This is a genomic window from Parabacteroides sp. FAFU027 (genome assembly GCF_022808675.1).
Lineage (GTDB): Bacteria > Bacteroidota > Bacteroidia > Bacteroidales > UBA7332 > CAXXIC01.
Genome location: NZ_JAKZKV010000002.1, coordinates 509132 through 526775, shown reverse-complemented (window position 1 = coordinate 526775; position 17644 = coordinate 509132). Strand labels below are relative to the sequence as shown.

Annotated in this window: 8 protein-coding genes; all 8 read left to right on the top strand. The window is 42.9% G+C overall.

Annotated elements, in window-relative coordinates; translation table 11 throughout:
- The first annotated feature begins 139 nt into the window (after window positions 1–139).
- The 8 genes from MLE17_RS05235 to MLE17_RS05200 all read left to right on the top strand — a co-directional run bounded on the left by MLE17_RS05235 (window position 140) and on the right by MLE17_RS05200 (window position 17186).
- Complete coding sequence (locus MLE17_RS05235; RefSeq protein WP_243347702.1) at window positions 140–3394, top strand: SusC/RagA family TonB-linked outer membrane protein; 3255 nt, start codon at window positions 140–142, stop codon at window positions 3392–3394.
- Window positions 3395–3405: 11 nt separating this feature from the next.
- Window positions 3406–4992: a RagB/SusD family nutrient uptake outer membrane protein gene (locus MLE17_RS05230; protein WP_243347701.1), complete on the top strand. Its 1587-nt coding sequence runs from the start codon at window positions 3406–3408 to the stop codon at window positions 4990–4992.
- Between the two features lie 28 nt (window positions 4993–5020).
- On the top strand, window positions 5021–5845 hold the full coding sequence (locus MLE17_RS05225; RefSeq protein ID WP_243347700.1) for a hypothetical protein: 825 nt from the start codon (window positions 5021–5023) through the stop codon (window positions 5843–5845).
- 189 nt (window positions 5846–6034) lie between these two features.
- Complete coding sequence (locus MLE17_RS05220; RefSeq protein ID WP_243347699.1) at window positions 6035–7627, top strand: GH39 family glycosyl hydrolase; 1593 nt, start codon at window positions 6035–6037, stop codon at window positions 7625–7627.
- A 167-nt stretch (window positions 7628–7794) separates the two neighbouring features.
- Entirely contained in the window at window positions 7795–10212 is a 2418-nt protein-coding gene (galB, locus tag MLE17_RS05215; protein ID WP_243347698.1) for a beta-galactosidase GalB, read from the top strand.
- Window positions 10213–10312: 100 nt separating this feature from the next.
- Complete coding sequence (locus MLE17_RS05210) at window positions 10313–12664, top strand: alpha-xylosidase (protein ID WP_243347697.1); 2352 nt, start codon at window positions 10313–10315, stop codon at window positions 12662–12664.
- Between the two features lie 40 nt (window positions 12665–12704).
- Window positions 12705–14831 carry a glycoside hydrolase family 3 C-terminal domain-containing protein gene (locus MLE17_RS05205; RefSeq protein WP_243347696.1) on the top strand — a complete coding sequence of 709 codons (2127 nt, stop codon included), beginning with the start codon at window positions 12705–12707 and terminating at the stop codon, window positions 14829–14831.
- A gap of 174 nt (window positions 14832–15005) precedes the next feature.
- Window positions 15006–17186 carry a glycoside hydrolase family 3 C-terminal domain-containing protein gene (locus tag MLE17_RS05200; protein ID WP_243347695.1) on the top strand — a complete coding sequence of 727 codons (2181 nt, stop codon included), beginning with the start codon at window positions 15006–15008 and terminating at the stop codon, window positions 17184–17186.
- Window positions 17187–17644 lie beyond the last annotated feature (458 nt).

The following is a 17644-nucleotide window of genomic DNA, read 5'->3' as shown; positions in this document are numbered from 1 at the left end:
TATGATTTTCATTCCGTCTCCTTTATTGCTGCTTGCAACAAAGAGCAGAACAAAATAGCTGGGTAAGTTTGTTTTATAGCTAAATGTTTTTACTCGCTTTATATGTTAACCCAATTACAAATCAATTAAATCTTAGAACATGAAAAGAAAGATCAAAGAGTTCGTAAATGTAGCGTTCCTGATGGCTTTTCTACTGGCAAGTTGCATACAGGCTATGGCTGCAAATGCGCAAAACAGTAGGAAAATCAAAGGCGTTGTAGTCTCAGCGACAGACGGTCAACCATTGATTGGTGCAACAGTGCTGGTCAAAGGTACAAAAGAAGGTACTATTACCGATTTGGATGGTAAGTTTAATGTTACAGCAGGAGATAATGCCGTTCTGCAGGTCTCTTATGTTGGCTTCATTTCCCAGTCTGTTTCGGTCGGAAATCAATCTTCTCTGAAAATATCTCTGAAAGAATCAGCTAAAACAATAGATGAAGTTGTGGTAGTTGGTTACGGTGTTCAAAAAAAGAAATTGGTGACTGGAGCTACTGTTCAGGTGAAGGGTGAAGATCTTCAGAAGCTGAATACAACTAATGCTTTGCAAGCAATGCAAGGACAAATGGCTGGTGTTAATATCACAACTACATCAGGCCAGCCAGGTGGTGGTATTAAGGTTAACATCCGCGGAGTTGGTACAGTCGGTAATTCAGGTCCGCTCTATGTTGTTGATGGTGTCATAACAGGTGATATCACCTATTTGAATAACTCTGATATTGCTGCTGTAGATGTTTTGAAAGATGCTGCATCTTGCGCTATTTATGGTATAAACGGAGCTAATGGTGTTGTTCTTATCACAACAAAAGGTGGTGATTCTGTAGCTAAGAAAGGAGGTCAGGTTTCGTTCGATGCATACTATGGCATTCAAAATATTGCACGGAAACTTCCATTGTTGAATGCACGGGAATATGCAACCATGCAAAACGAACAGGCAATAAATTCTGGTCTGTCTCCTTACTTTAATCAATCTCAGATTGCAGCATTAGGAAACGGAACCAATTGGTTGGATCAAGTGCTTTCAAAAGATGTTCCTACACAAAACTATAATTTAGCTGCTAATGGTGGCGATGCAAGTTCAAAATACTCTTTAGGTTTATCATATACCCAACAAGGCGGTATCATCGGTGGAACAAAACTGTCGAACTACGAACGCTACAATTTCCGCTCTAATGCCGAACATAAAATGTATGATGGTGCATTGAAGGTGGGTGAGCACATGACTTTCTCATTCAATAATAAGAGCGGCATCAGCGATGGTGGTATTTATAACACTTCATTCAGGAGTGCTTTGACAACTACTCCTCTACTGGCGATGTATGGTCCGGATGGTAAATATCTGGATAGTCGGAAATCTACAGTTTACAATGGAGGTCCATGGCTTAACTCAGAAGCAAATCCATACGCTCTTATGCAATATAACAATCAGAACAATACAAAATCACAAACGTTGGTTGGGGATGTATATGCCGAATTAGAGCCTGTTAAAAATTTGAAGATTAAAAGTACTTTTGGTTTAAACTATAATTCATCTGCTAACCATAGTTATACTCCCGTCTACGATTATTTGTCGATTTATGCCTTTAATAAATATGAAAAGATATTCCAAGGAAGTTCACAAAACTATACCTATAATTGGGACAATACCATAAACTACCTATTTAAAATCAATGAGCATAAATTCGATGTATTAGCTGGTTCTTCTATCAGAAAATCTCAGGGTTCGTGGATGAACGGATCAAATACAGGGACTACACTTTTCGGTGATTTTAATCATGGATATTTAAGTACTTCGCAAATCACTGGCTATTCTCAGAGTGGTTCTATAGTTGAAGATCCACAAGGTGCTACTGAAACAGACCTTCAATATCAAACAAGACTTGCTAATAATAGACAGTTGCTTACGCACGGTATTTCTGCCGGCGGTAACGCTAATGCTTTATATGCACAAGCTTCTTTCTTTGGTCGTGTCAACTATAATTACAAAGAAACATACATGGCTTCTGCAGTTCTTCGTGCTGATGGTTCAACCCATTTTGCCAAAGGACATCAATGGGGTTATTTTCCTTCATTGTCGGCAGGATGGGTAATTAGCAACGAATCGTTTATGGAATCAACCAAAGATGCGATGGATTTCTTGAAATTGCGCGCAAGTTGGGGGTCAAATGGTAACGATGCAATCACCGAATTCAACTATTTATCATTGATGCAATTGGAAAATGCACAGTACAATTTTGGAAATGATAACACCACCTTGACACCAGGAGCTTATCCTAGAACAATCGGGGTTGAAAAAACCAAATGGGAAACATCATACCAAACCAACATAGGTGCGGATGCCAGATTCTTGAACAGTAAATTAAATGTAAGCTTGGATGTTTATAACAAAACAACCAAAGACTGGCTGATAGCTAGACCACTTCCTGCAACGGTTGGTGTCCCTGTTAATCCATTTATCAACGGTGGAGATGTTACCAATAAGGGTGTTGAACTTCAGTTGTCATACAATGATAAGCTTGGAGCCGATTTTGCTTACTCAATCACCGGATCTTATGCGTATAATGTAAATAAAGTGAATAATATACCTAATGCAGAAGGTATTATACATGGTGGAGGCAACAGTTTGTATGTTAATGCTCCGGAGGTTTTTCGCGCTGAAGAAGGTCAACCCATTGGTTATTTCTGGGGTTATAAAACAGCCGGGATATTCCAAAATGAAGCCGAAGTACAATCTTACAAGAGCAATGGTAAAGTATTGCAACCAAGTGCTAGTCCTGGTGATTTGAAATATGTCGATACCAATGGTGATGGTAAAATTACAGCCGATGATAAAGTAAATATCGGCGACCCGAATCCACATCATATTTTTGGTTTCACTGTTGCTTGTAATTATAAGGGCTTTGACTTATCCGTTACAGCCAATGGAGTTGCCGGAAATAAAATTGCACAAGCTTACAGAGACGGTGGTAGCCGTTTTGGCAACTGGACAACAGATATTCTTAGTCGCTGGCACGGTGAAGGTACCTCAAATACAACGCCTCGATTAACGACTGACAATAAGAACTGGAGCGATTTTTCGGATCTATACGTTCACGATGGCAGTTATTTGAGAATTTCGAATGTAACACTTGGTTATGATGTTGCAAAAAACCTTAAATTGAAAAATCTTAGCCAATTCAGATTGTATGTGGCAGCTCAAAATCTGTTTACATTCACTAAATACAGCGGGTTGGATCCAGAAGTTGGACATTCAGAAGGGGATGCCACCGGTGTATATTCCTTTGGACAAGGTATTGACAATGGATCATATCCACGTCCTAGAATATTCTTAGTAGGTGTTAACATTAAATTCTAATCAAGTTAAATATGAAAACATATAAATTGATAACTCTTGCTCTTGGAGCAATGATTTCGCTCAATTCGTGTAGTGATTTTCTGACTACACAGATCACAGATCCCAAGAAAGACATTACAACGTATTATAAGACTCCAGACGATGCGCTTACTGCGCTAACAGGCTGCTATAACGGATTAGACCTGGTTTACAATTCTGGAGTTGCATTTCCGGTTGGTTCAGAAGTATTCTCCGATAACTGTTTTGGCGCTACCGGCGCTACAGATGGTCCTGGTTATCAAATGATAGACGAATTTAACAAAACTGTTTCGCCTTCAGACATCTCTATGTTTAATGATTCGTGGAAAGCTTACTATCAGGCGATTTATCGTTGCAATGTGTTGATTAACCAAGTCGATGGTGCAAAAGGCGACAGTTCGATAACTTTTGTTAATCAAATAAAGGCGGAAGCTAAATTTATACGTGCGTACTTATATTTTGATATGGTTCGTCTTTGGGGAAACATTCCTTTGGTAATTACTCCAACAGTTGAAAACGTTCCTCAGGCTGTACCGGCCGATGTTTATGCTCAAATTATGAGCGACTTGCGTTATGCTGCAGATATTTTAAAAGCGGCTCCATACAATAGTGTTGCAAGTGGCAGGGTAACCAAATGGGCAGCCGAATCGTTGCTGGCACGTGTTTATTTGTTCTATGATGGATATTATGGTAGTGGAAATCAACAAACAACCATTGGTGGAGAAACTGCTGCAACTGCATTAGCTGCTGTAGAAGATGTGATTGCTCACAGCGGTCATTCATTAGTTCCCGATTTCAACACTTTATGGCCTGCTGCTTCAGCTGCAAAAAATGTTACTTATGTCGGTGAAGCCAATCCTGAAATTGTATTTTCAATCAAATATTCTTCCACTGATAACTGGAGTAATGGTACCGGTAACCACTGGTTGGTAATGGAGGGTATTCGCACACAATCTGTTTACCCTTATCAGTATGGTTGGGGTGCTTGCACAGTTGATCCGAAATTGTATAATTCATTTACATCAGGAGATTCCCGTCAATTTGCTTCAATAATTGCAATAGCCGAAGAAAGTTTGGCTTTCACTAATCAAAAAGACCAAAAGGAATATACCGGTTATTATTTGAAGAAATACAGTTCTTTATGTGATAAAAATGGCAATTCTCTTCTCACTAATTTTCAGACGGGTCCATCTCAGGATTATTTTGTCATCCGTTATTCCGATGTATTGTTAATGGCTGCTGAATTGGGAAGTCCAAAAAAACAAGATTATCTTGATGCGGTTCGCACGCGTGCGGGATTAACATCTGTTGCTGTTTCAAAAGCGGCTATTCTGGATGAACGTAGACATGAATTTATAGGAGAAGGTATTCGCTATTGGGATTTGTTACGTCAAGGACTAGAAACTGCTGCTACAACGATTGCAAACAATACAACGGTTTCAATATTCCACAACGGAGGTACACCACCTACAGCAGAACAATTTAAAGCTCAAATTATAGCTACAAAAGGTCTGCAACAAATTCCGGACGAACAGATTACTCTTTCGAGTGGAACTCTGAAACAAAATGAAGGTTGGTGATAATTGTTAATCATTAAAAATAAATTGTATGAAAAATATATTTAGAATATTGTATTCTTTATTGGGAGTGATACTTCTGTTCTCAGCTTGTACTCCCGACACTTATGACCTTGGAGCACTTGCGAACAAAAGTGATTTAAAGTTTACCGTAACAAAAGATGCTACAAATCCAAATAAGTTTATCCTGAAAAGTCTAACTCCTAATGCACAGCCATATTGGGTAACTCCTGTAGGAACATCTCTAAGAATGAATGACACAATTGTTATTCCATTTCCAGGAAAAGACACTATTTTTTACAGTGTGGAATCCCCGGGTGGAATTGTTACAGCAGAGCCTTATACTTTCGAAGTTACAACCATTGACGAGGCTTATGTAAGCGGACAAATGTGGACTGATCTCACCGGCGGGATTAACAAATCTAAAACATGGGTGTTGGACATTGATGCAAATGCAGTAAGTAAAGGCTTTGCTGGTCCTTTCTACTTTGGTGGAACAGGCTGGGAATGGGATCCTGCCTTCAAGGATATTCCATGGGCTGGGGTCTCTGCCGGCGATTATGGAACTATGACTTTTGATTTGAAAGGGAATGCGAACTTTACAGCTGATAATAAAATGTTCCCAGACTTGTCTGGAACCGGTAAGTTTATGTTATTCCCTGGGTCAAAAGAGTTGATAACTTACGGAGCTCAGGTTCTGCATGATAAAGCTCAGGGTGGGCAAGTCGCAAACTGGTTTGCAAGAATGACCATCAAAACCCTTGATGCCGACCATATGCAGCTTATTGCAAAGAAAGATCCTAATAATTGGCTGGTATATAATTATATCTCTAAAGATTATTACGATTCTCATTAATTATAGATATTAGTTTTGAATTCTTTATGAGGCTGATTGTCCTGCTTCGGTAGTTTCAATCAGCCTCTTACTCATTTTAATCATAGGTATGATCTTTTATTGAAATAGTCAGCCGCTTAGCTTTTTTCCCAGGCCCATTATATAAACACGCATTTAACCACTAATTCAATTAATATATACTCAGAAAACATGAATTTACACCGTTATTTTTTAGTTGCAGTAGCCCTGTTGGCAATGACTCCGGCTTTTGCTCAAAGTAAAAAGAATAAAAAAAGGGGAGTTCCAGATAGGGTGATTAATGTTGATTATAGTGCCGAAAAAGGGCCTATGAATACTATGTTTAAGCAATGTGTCGGAGCCGGCAGAGCAAACGAAGGGCTTCGGGCCGACTGGCAGCAGCAACTGGCCTATGTAAAGAAAGCGTGTGATTTTAAATACATCCGTATGCACGGCCTGTTGACCGATGATATGGCAGTTTACAAGGAGGACAGCAAGGGGAATCCGGAATATAATTTCCAGTATGTCGATGTTTTATACGATTACCTGCTGAGCATCGGCATCAAACCATTTGTGGAGTTAGGATTTATGCCTTCAGCACTGGCGAGCGGTAATCAAACGATTTTCTGGTGGAAAGGAAATGTTACTCCTCCAAAAGATTACAAAAAATGGGAAGAACTGATACGGGCTTTAACACAACATTTTACAGAACGTTACGGCGCAGAGGAGGTAAAGACCTGGTATTTTGAAGTGTGGAACGAACCTAACCTTTCGCCAGGATTCTGGACTGGGACACAAGAGGAGTATTTTAAACTATACAAGTATTCGGCTCAGGCTATCAAAAGCGTAAATCCGGAGTATAAAGTGGGCGGACCCGGAACGGCAGGTGCTGCATGGGAGAGTGAAATGATAGCATATTGTACTAAAAACAATGTGCCAATCGACTTTATCAGCACTCATTCGTATGGAGTGAGCCAGGGATTTCTTGATGAATATGGCAATAGTGGCACAGTGTTGAGCAAAGACCCTATGAGTGTGAGTGGCGATGTGCTTCAATCGCGCAAAGAGATTGCCTCTTCGACAAAGCCGAATCTGGAATTGCATTACACCGAGTGGAGCTCGTCTTATACTCCAGCTGATCCTTTACACGATAGCTATCATGAAGCGGCTTATATTTTAGAGAAAGTAAAACAGGTTGGCAATGCAGCCAATTCAATGTCGTACTGGGTTTTCACCGATATTTTTGAAGAGCCGGGGCCACGATTTACTCCTTTCCATGGGGGATTTGGATTGCTCAATACTCAAGGTATTGCAAAACCGGCTTTTTATGCTTACCAGTTTATGAATAAACTTGGAAAATCGGAGCTGAAAAACACCGATACACGTTCGTGGGCAAGCAAAAATGACAATGGGGGTATTCAACTGTTGTTTTGGGATTTCACTTATACCCTTCCTGACTCTACTAATAATCAGGTTTACTACATACGTGATTTACCGGCTAAAGAGAAGGGTAAGGTGAAGGTAAATATGACCAACCTTCCGGAAGGAACCTATACGCTGGAGATTTTCAAAGTGGGATATCGCTCTAATGATGCCTATACCACCTATCTCGATATGGGGCGGCCAAAGCAGCTCTCCAGACAGCAGGTAGAAGAGATAAAGAAGAAAAATAACGGAGATGCGGTTGAGACTGAAATAATTCATATCAAGGCCGGAACTCCATTCTCTAAAGAAATAAATATGCGGGAAAACGATGTTTTCCTGCTAAACCTTACTAAGCGATAAATTCCTTTTGAACATATAGAATTTGATGGTGAAAAAGTGGTGAAAGGTCTCAAAAACCTTTTGGGTACATACATTTAAGGTTAACAAGATCAATCAGGAAAGAAGTTGTTGTGAAACAACTTCTTTTTACTCTTAACCAAAGGAAAAATCAATCCAAACAATATACAATGAGAAAGATTTGTTTACTGGCATTATCCCTGGTGACCACGTTGCTTTCGTGTGCATCGTCGCAGCCCAGGGAAATTCTCAATTTTGATTCAAACTGGAAATTTTGTCTTGGTGAATCCAAAGAGGCTTCCCGAAATGATTATAATGACACCGGTTGGCGAACACTTGATTTGCCACATGATTGGAGCATCGAGGGAAAGTTTGATGAAAAGAATCCTGCCACTCCCGGTGGTGGTGCTTTACCCGGTGGTATCGGTTGGTATCGCAAGAGCTTTGTAATGCCGGTATCGGCTAAAGGGAAATCGGTTTTTATCGATTTTGACGGAGTTTATCGCAACAGTGAAGTGTGGATAAACGGCAATTATCTGGGTAAACGTCCCAACGGCTACATTTCATTCCGCTATGAGCTGACTCCTTATCTCAATTTTGGCAAAAAGAAAAATGTGATTGCCGTTCGGGTGGATAATTCTGACCAGCCTAATTCACGTTGGTACTCCGGATCGGGTATTTACCGCAATGTTTGGCTTACAATAGCCAATCGTGTTCAGGTGAAGCAATGGGGAACTCATATCGAAACCGAAATCAAGGGAAATAAAGCGGATATAAAAGTCACTACTACACTTACAAATACAACCAACGACAATGTGGATCTGATCTTGAGAAATAGTGTCGTAAATCCATCCGGTAGAAAAGTTGCTGTTTCGGAAACTCCCTTTACCATGAAAGCCAACGATGAAACCGGAATAACACAAAGCCTTATTGTTGCTTCACCCTCGCTTTGGTCGATTGAATCACCGGGATTGTACAAAATGGTGACGGAAATAGTCTCTAAAGGGAAGTCGATTGATCGCTATGAAACCTCTTTTGGTATCCGTACAATTGAGTTTGATTTGAACAAAGGCTTTTTCCTGAATGGAAAATTAGTGAAGATTAAAGGAGTTTGCAATCACCACGATCTCGGTTGCCTGGGTGCAGCCCTCAATACACGGGCCTTGCAACGTCAGCTGGAGATCCTGAAAGAGATGGGGTGTAACGCCATTCGCACATCGCATAATCCACCGGCACCGGAGTTGCTGGATCTCTGTGACCGTATGGGGTTTCTGGTAATGGATGAAGCCTTTGATATGTGGTTGAAAAAGAAAACCCCTTACGATTACAGCCAATATTTTAAGCAGTGGCATGTCCGGGACCTGACCGATCAGGTCATGCGTGACCGCAATCACCCGTCTGTCATAGTCTGGAGTGTGGGAAATGAAATACTGGAACAGTTTGGCGAGGCAAAAGGCGATACAAGTGGAGTTGATATTTCGCGCGAACTGGTAGGCATTGTGAAAAATCTGGACTCCACTCGTCCCATCGTGACGGCAAACAATAATCCCGATCCATCCAGTAACCTGATTAAGTCAGGCGCTTTCGATATGATCGGCTATAACTATGAGCATAAGAGGTGGCCCGACTTTCAGAAAACTCATCCGGGCAAGAAGTTTATCGTGACCGAATCGACATCGGCTCTGGCTACCCGTGGCTGGTACGAAATGAATTCCGATAGTGTGCGTAACTGGCCTGTAAGATGGGATTTACCGTTCGATACCGAACACCATTCCTGCTCATCATATGACAACTGGTGTGCACCGTGGGGTTCTACTCACGAAACCAGCTGGAAGCTCGTGAAGAAGTTGGATTATATTTCCGGTTTCTTTGTCTGGACAGGCTTTGATTACATCGGTGAACCTACTCCTTACGGTTGGCCGGCGCGTAGCTCTTACTTTGGAATCATTGACCTGGCTGGTTTTCCGAAAGATGTCTATTACATGTATCAGAGTGAATGGACTGAAAAACCGGTTTTGCATATTTTCCCTCATTGGAACTGGCAGCCGGGACAAACCGTGGATATCATGGCATACTACAATAAAGCCGATGAAGTTGAACTCTTCCTGAATGGAAAATCACTGGGCACCAAGCGTAAACAAGGGGAGGACCTGCACGTAATGTGGCGTGTGCCGTTTGAATCGGGCACCCTGAAGGCTGTTTCGCGTAAAGCAGGGCAGATTGTTCTGACTAAAGAGATAAGAACGGCGGGTAAACCGGATAGAATCGAACTCATCGCTGATCGTAATGCAATTAAGGCCGATGGCAAAGATCTCTCTTTTGTTACGGTGAATATCCTCGATGCAAAGGGTAATCTGGTTCCGTATGCAGAGAATCAGGTGAAATTCACCCTGAATGGAAATGGCATTATAGCGGGAGTCGATAACGGTTCCCCAATCAGTCACGAACCGTTTAAAGCCAGCGAACGAAAAGCCTTCTACGGTAAATGTCTGGTGGTCGTTCAATCCTGTAAAAACAGAGGTAAAATCAATCTTAAAGCAGAAGCAGAGGGTTTGCAGGCTGCAGAAATCAGCATTACCACAAAATAAAACCAAAGCGAAACCTATACCCAAACCTCCAAGGTTTTTATAACCTTGGAGGTTTAATGGAGCGAATTTGCCTCTTTGCGTTCAATAAACTCACATCATTATGAATAAAACACTGCTAACACTACTAACTACTATGCTGATAGGTGGATCGGCTCTCAAAGCCGAAACGCCCTATCTGCTGAACGAACCCGTCGATATCAGTTCTGATTTCCGGGATTTTACAAACGTCTATTTCAATGCTGACAGTCTATCAACGTTTGATGGAGCCAATGCAAGCGGTAAGCTGAAATTTAAGCGTTTCGTGTATCACACTCGTACAGCTTTTAATAATACGCTGGCTGTACAGCGTCCGTTCAAAACGATCGAATTTCCGGAAAATGTTTATCCTGTGGATCCGGAGCTCCCGTTTAAGATCGAGTTTGTGTCACCAAGATCATTTCGTATTCGTTTAGAGACAACTTCGGCTCCGAAACCGGCTCAGGATCCTTCTCTGATGTTGGTAAAAGAACCCACCCGGGATCAATCGTGGAAATATAGCCGTACCAAAACCGGTTACCGTTATCAGAGTGCCTACGGTGCGATTGAGATCAGTGAATATCCGTGGCGCATCTCCATCTACGATGCTAATGGTAAGTTGCTGACCAAGACCCGTCACTATTCTGAGAACGAAGAGACTTACCATCCCAATACTCCCTTCTCTTTTGTGCGTCGCGCTTCAGATTATTCTCAGAGTGTAGCAGCCGTGTTTTCCCTGCAACCTGGAGAAAAGATCTTCGGATGTGGAGAATCATTTACCCGAATGGACAAAAGAGGCCAAAAAGTTACGCTTTGGACGGATGATGCCAACGGTACAGAAAATGCCACCCAATACAAGCCGATCCCGTTCTTCATGAGTAACCGCGGTTACGGAATGTTTATGCACACCACTTCGCCCATTACCTGCGATTTCGGAGCCTCTTTTCTCGAATCAACCGATCTGATGATTGGAGATGATCAGTTGGATTTGTTTGTGTTCCTCGGACAGCCGAAAGAGATTCTGGATGAGTACACCAATATTACCGGCAAGTCACCGATGCCACCACTCTGGTCATTCGGATTGTGGATGAGCCGAATTACCTACTTCTCGCAGAAAGAGGGTTACGATGTGGCAGCTAAATTGCGTGAAAACAAAATTCCTTCAGATGTGATCCACTTTGATACCGGTTGGTTTGAAAATGATTGGCAGTGCGATTATGATTTTGCACCCTCTCGTTTTTCCGATCCGAAGAAGATGATTACAGATCTGAAGAAACAGGGATTCCACATTTCTTTGTGGCAATTGCCCTATTTCATTCCGAAGAATAAGTATTTCAAAGAAATAGTAGAGAAAGGTCTTTGTGTGAAAAACGATAAAGGCACCACACCGTATGAAGATGCTATTCTCGACTTTTCCAATCCGGCTACCCGTGAGTGGTATCAGGCTAAAATAGCCAAATTGCTGGAGATGGGAGTAGGAGCGATCAAAGTCGATTTTGGCGAAGCGGCACCCAATAAAGGACTCTTTGCGTCCGGCAAGACAGGTTTCTACGAACACAACTACTATCCGCTCAGGTATAACAAGACGGTAGCTGAAGTAACACAAAAAGTATCGGGTGAACACATCATCTGGGCACGCAGCGCGTGGGCCGGAAGTCAGCGGTACCCTGTACACTGGGGTGGTGATGCTTCGAATACTGACGGAGCCATGCTTTCCACCCTGCATGGCGGTTTGTCGCTCGGTTTGTCCGGATTCTCTTTCTGGAGCCACGATATAGGTGGATTTGTATTGCAAACTCCTGAAGAGCTCTATCGCAGATGGTTGCCTTTCGGTATGCTGACCTCTCATTCGCGTACGCACGGCACTCCTCCGAAAGAACCGTGGCTCTATAATCCGGAATTTACCGATGCCTTCCGTAAAAGTGTAAACCTGAAATACCGCCTGATGCCTTATGTATATGCACAGGCTAAAGACTGCTCAGAGCGTGGATTACCGATGTTACGGGCTCTGTTTGTCGAGTTTCCCGATGATCCGGGAGCCTGGCAAGTAGAAGATCAGTATATGTTTGGTTCAGACATTCTGGTAGCACCTCTTTTTGAGAAAAACAGTACCGGTCGCAATCTCTATTTACCTAAAGGAAAATGGGTCGATTACCAGACCGGAAAACAATACGAGAGTGGCTGGCAGTCGATTGAAGCGGGCGAAATTCCTGTAGTTATGCTGGTGCGAGACGGAGCCGTATTGCCGCACATTGCGTTGGCACAATCTACTGCCGATATGGACTGGTCTAAGCTCGAGTTGGTTACATACGGTTCAGGCAATGGAATGGCTAAGGTTTGCCTGCCATCGGAGAATATATTGAAAACTGTCACCCTTTCAGGTAAAACAGTTACAGCCAATCCTTTTGGCAATAAAGTAACGTTTACCGTAAAATGAGATAAGTAGCCGGAAACATCCGGTGATTAATGATAAATTTATGAAACGAGCATTTGTTTGCATACTCGGGCTCTTTGTGTCAGCAGTGACTTTCGCACAGCGGCAATATCCGTTTCAGAATCCGGCGCTGGATGATGAGAAGCGTATTGACAATGTGATTGCGCAACTGACGATCGATGAAAAGATAAATTGTCTAAGCACCAGCTTTTCTATTCCCCGTCTGGGTATTCGGGGCAGTGGGAACAGTGAAGGGTTGCACGGTTTGTCACAGGGAGGACCGGGATTTAATAATGGACCGAAGACTCCCACTACACAGTTTCCTCAGGCTATTGGATTGGCACAGACATGGGATGAAGCATTAGTGAAACGCGTAGCTGCCCAGCAGGCCTACGAAGCCCGTTACATCTACCAGAGTCCGAAATATTACCGGGCCGGTCTGGTCGTTTGGGGACCCAATGCCGATATGGGGCGTGATCCCCGCTGGGGGCGTACAGAGGAGTGCTACGGAGAAGACCCGTTTCTCACTTCGCGCTTGGTTACTGCTTTCGTGCAGGGTATGCAAGGTGATAATCCCCGCTACTGGATGGCTGCCTCGCTGATGAAACATTTTCTATCCAACAGCAACGAAAACGGACGCACATTCACGTCGTCCGATTACGATGAAACTCTCTTTCGGGAATACTATTCGTACCCTTTCTATAAAGGTGTTACCCGGGGAGGTTCACGGGCATTCATGGCAGCCTACAATTCCTACAACGGAATTCCCTGTGCAGTTAATCCCGTTTTGAAAAACATAACTATCCGTGAATGGGGACAAAACGGCATCATCGCTACAGATGGAGGGGCATTTAAAATGCTGGTCACTGATCATCACTATTATAAGACATTGCAAGAGGCTGCTGCCGGATGTATTCATGCAGGCATCAACATGTTTCTTGATGATTATAAGGAGGCGGTAAGAGGTGCATTGCGTCAACATCTTCTCTCGGAAAATGACCTGGATAGTGTAATCCGTGGCCGGTTCCGGGTGTTGATACGTTTAGGATTGCTCGATGATCATTCGCCATACAGCAGTATTGGTGTAAAGGATACTATTGCTCCGTGGACAAAAGCCGATACCAAGGCTTTGGTGCGAAAAGTAACGTCCGAATCGGTCGTCTTGCTGAAAAACGAGCAGGAACTTCTGCCGTTGGACAAGCAAAGAATCCGTTCGATTGCTTTGATCGGGCCTTACGCCGATAAAGTGTTGCAGGATTGGTACGGTGGAGAGCATTCGTATCAGGTTTCGATCTTACAAGGGCTGAAAAATGCCCTGGGAAATCAGGTGAAAATCACCTTTGTAAAAAGTAATAAGATCGATTCGGCGGTGATTGCAGCCCGCAACAGCGATGTGGCAATTGTCTGTATTGGCAATCATCCTACCGGAAATGCCGGATGGGAGCAGGCGCCTGTAGCGAGTGACGGAAAAGAGGCCGTTGATCGTTCAGCTCTGACTCTGGAGCAGGAAGATCTGGCTAAAGTAGTTTTTCAGAGCAATCCGAAAACCATCCTGTTACTGACCAGCAGTTTTCCATTTGCAATAAACTGGTCTCAGGAACATTTGCCCGCTATCCTACAGGTGACGCATGGTAGTCAGGAGATGGGGAACGGTGTGGCAGATGTTCTGTTTGGTGATGTTAATCCGGCCGGACGATTGGTACATACCTGGCCCAAATCCATTGAGGATTTGCCTGCAATGATGGATTATGACATCCGCCACGGCCGAACCTACATGTACAGTCAAAAAACGCCGCTTTATCCGTTCGGATTCGGACTGAGTTACACCACATTTAGCTACTCCAATCTGAGATTAAGTAAGCAAAGCGTTGGCAATAACGATAGACTGACTGTTTCACTCGATATTACCAACACCGGTAAACGGGATGGTGACGAAGTTGTTCAGATTTATGTCAAAGGCAGCGATGGCGTCAGACGACTAAAAGGATTCAAACGGGTAAATATGACAAGTGGTAAAACAAAAACAGTTTCCATCGAATTAAACGGTGAAGATTTAATGCGATGGAGTTCGGAATCAGGACAGTTTATTCTGCCCAAGGAAAACCCGGAGATAGAAGCGGGTGCTTCGTCAGCTGATATTCGCCTAAGGGGATTCATTCAAATTGAATAGATAGAAAAAAAATCGGTTACCTCCAAGAAATCGCTATTCGTTTGATTTTTGAGGGCTAATAATATTACTGATAACATTCGGTGTAGCGATTAAATACATATCGTATAGATGAGATTCCCGAATATCAGTACTTTTGAAAACGGAAATAATATATAAAATCAATATCATTCAAACATGAAAAAACAACTCTTGAAACTGGTTGCTCTGGCTTTATTGACCATTGGGACAACTCAGGCTCAAAAAGCTTTGACTAAAGAAGATGTGCAGGAGCAAAAGATTCAGTCCTTAATTAAAAAAATGACCATACAGGAGAAAGTAGGGTTATTACATGCCAATTCTAAATTCTACGTATCCGGAGTAAAACGTTTGGGGATCCCCGAATGGGCTTTATCCGATGGCCCTCATGGAGTACGTGCGGAGATTAACCGTCACGACTGGGCTTATGCCGGCTGGACCAATGATTCATCCACCTGTTTCCCTCCGGGGACTGCTCTGGCTGCGAGTTGGAATCCTAAACTGGCTTATGAACGCGGTATAGTGCTTGGAGAAGAGGCTCGTTTCCGTAAAAAAGATGTATTGCTCGGACCTGGTGTCAATATCATCCGTTCTCCGTTGTGCGGTCGTAACTTCGAGTACATGAGCGAAGACCCTGTTTTGATTTCTGCCATGGCTGTTCCTTACATCAAAGCCCTGCAATCAAAAGACGTTGCCGCAAGTGTAAAACACTGGCTGGCCAACAATCAGGAAGATCACCGCACCAGCGTGGATGTGACCATGAGCGAGCGAGCTTTGCGTGAAATCTATTTACCCGGTTTCAAAGCGGCAATTATCGAAGGCGGTTCATATACTGTTATGGGTGCTTACAACAAATTTCGTGGCGATTGGTGTACTGAAAACAGTTACCTTGACCGAGATATTCTGCGCAAAGAATTCGGATTTAAAGGTGTACTGATGACGGATTGGGATGCTGCTCACAGTACTGTTAAAGCTGCATTGGCCGGCCTTGATCTCGAAATGGGTACCGAGAAAAAAGACTACAACGAGTGGTATTTTGCCAATCCGTTGATCAAAGCGGTACAGGAGGGTAAAGTTCCGATATCTGTTGTTGATGAGAAAGTGGCCAATGTACTCCGTATTATGATGAAGACAAAAATGCTGGGCGATAAATCCCGCGTAAAAGGAGCAATCAATACACCTGCTCATCAGAAAGCAGCATACAATTCAGCAGCCGAAGCGGCAGTATTGCTTCAGAACAACGGCCACTTACTTCCGTTAGACTTTTCAAAGCTGAAATCTGTCGCAGTAATCGGTGACAATGCTACCCGCAAACATTGTGGTGGTGGTCTGAGTTCAGAAATCAAGACGCTCTACGAAGTAACTCCGCTCGAAGCGATGCAGAAGAAATTCGGCAAAAACGTAACCATCAACTACGCGTTGGGTTATGAGAAACAATCATCTTTCAAGGAAGGAAGTAACGCCGGTCAGTCAAATACCGATAAAGTGGACTGGAAACTGATCGATGAAGCAGTAGCAGCAGCTAAAAAATCAGATGTAGCAATTATTTTCGGTGGATTAAACCACGATTTCGATACCGAGTCGTTTGATAAACAGCACATGAGATTGCCTTACGGACAAGAGACTTTGATTCGTGAAGTGACGAAAGCCAATCCAAATACTGTGGTGGTGATTATTGCCGGTTCTCCGCTTGAGTTGGGTGGTATCACGAGTCGTGTTCCGTCCATTCTTTGGGCATGGTACGGTGGCATGGAAGCCGGTAATGCGGTTGCCGATGTACTTAGCGGAAAGGTAAACCCTTCCGGTAAAATGCCGTTTACTCTGCCGGTATCGTTACAGCAATCACCCGCTCATGCTCTGGGTAATTTCCCGGGAAGAGATTTGAATGTTAACTACGAAGAAGGTATTCTGGTTGGTTACCGTTGGTTTGATACAAAGAAAATAGCTCCTCAGTTCCCATTCGGATACGGTCTTTCCTATACCAACTTTGAACTGGGCGCTCTTTCTTCTGACAAAGCGACTTACGGAAAAGAGGATGTAATCAAAGTGAAGTTTACAGTTAAAAATACAGGTTCCCGTTACGGTGCTGAGGTGCCTCAGTTATATGTAAGTGACCCGGTTTGTTCTGTGATGCGTCCGGCTAAAGAGCTTAAAGCCTTCGATAAGGTATTCCTGCAACCGGGTGAATCAAAAACGGTTGAATTGAACGTAAAAGTTTCTGATTTGGCATTCTATGATGAAGCCCAGAAAGGTTTGAACGTAGAGGCTGGAGACTTTATCCTGCAACTGGGTAATTCTTCCGGAAATATTTCACAGACATTGAAAATTGCAGTTAAGTAAATCATAACAGATAAAGCCGGATTTAGAAAGTCCGGCTTTTTTTACCTTCATCACAAAGCTTATTTTACTCAATGGGATGGAGATTTGAAGGAACGTCTGGAATACCAATAAGACACATTCTTTATTATTCCTCAGAATATCGTCAAGCGGTGAAAATACGATTACCATTCGTATGGCGATGTTGTGTGGTGAAGGATTCAATCCTCCGGCAGAAGATATTGACCTGACGAATGGATAGGAGAAGGTCTCGTTGACAGGGGAGTGGCGGTATAAGAAAGGTCTGGTACCTACTTTGCCGGAAATACAGAACTATCATTACTATCCTGCTGTTCTTTATAATGTGATAATTCATTCGATAATCCCTTTTGGAATCCAGAAGTTTTATTGGACAAATACGAAATAGAGGGTAAAGAGCTGATTTTAAACTCGCCGATGGTTTTTTACATCCCGTTGCGGTT

Coding starts and splice junctions, on each gene's coding strand:
- MLE17_RS05235 (WP_243347702.1), top strand. CDS start 140: ATGAAAAGAAAGATCAAAGAGTTCGTAAATGTAGCGTTCCTGATGGCT.
- MLE17_RS05230 (WP_243347701.1), top strand. CDS start 3,406: ATGAAAACATATAAATTGATAACTCTTGCTCTTGGAGCAATGATTTCG.
- MLE17_RS05225 (WP_243347700.1), top strand. CDS start 5,021: ATGAAAAATATATTTAGAATATTGTATTCTTTATTGGGAGTGATACTT.
- MLE17_RS05220 (WP_243347699.1), top strand. CDS start 6,035: ATGAATTTACACCGTTATTTTTTAGTTGCAGTAGCCCTGTTGGCAATG.
- galB (WP_243347698.1), top strand. CDS start 7,795: ATGAGAAAGATTTGTTTACTGGCATTATCCCTGGTGACCACGTTGCTT.
- MLE17_RS05210 (WP_243347697.1), top strand. CDS start 10,313: ATGAATAAAACACTGCTAACACTACTAACTACTATGCTGATAGGTGGA.
- MLE17_RS05205 (WP_243347696.1), top strand. CDS start 12,705: ATGAAACGAGCATTTGTTTGCATACTCGGGCTCTTTGTGTCAGCAGTG.
- MLE17_RS05200 (WP_243347695.1), top strand. CDS start 15,006: ATGAAAAAACAACTCTTGAAACTGGTTGCTCTGGCTTTATTGACCATT.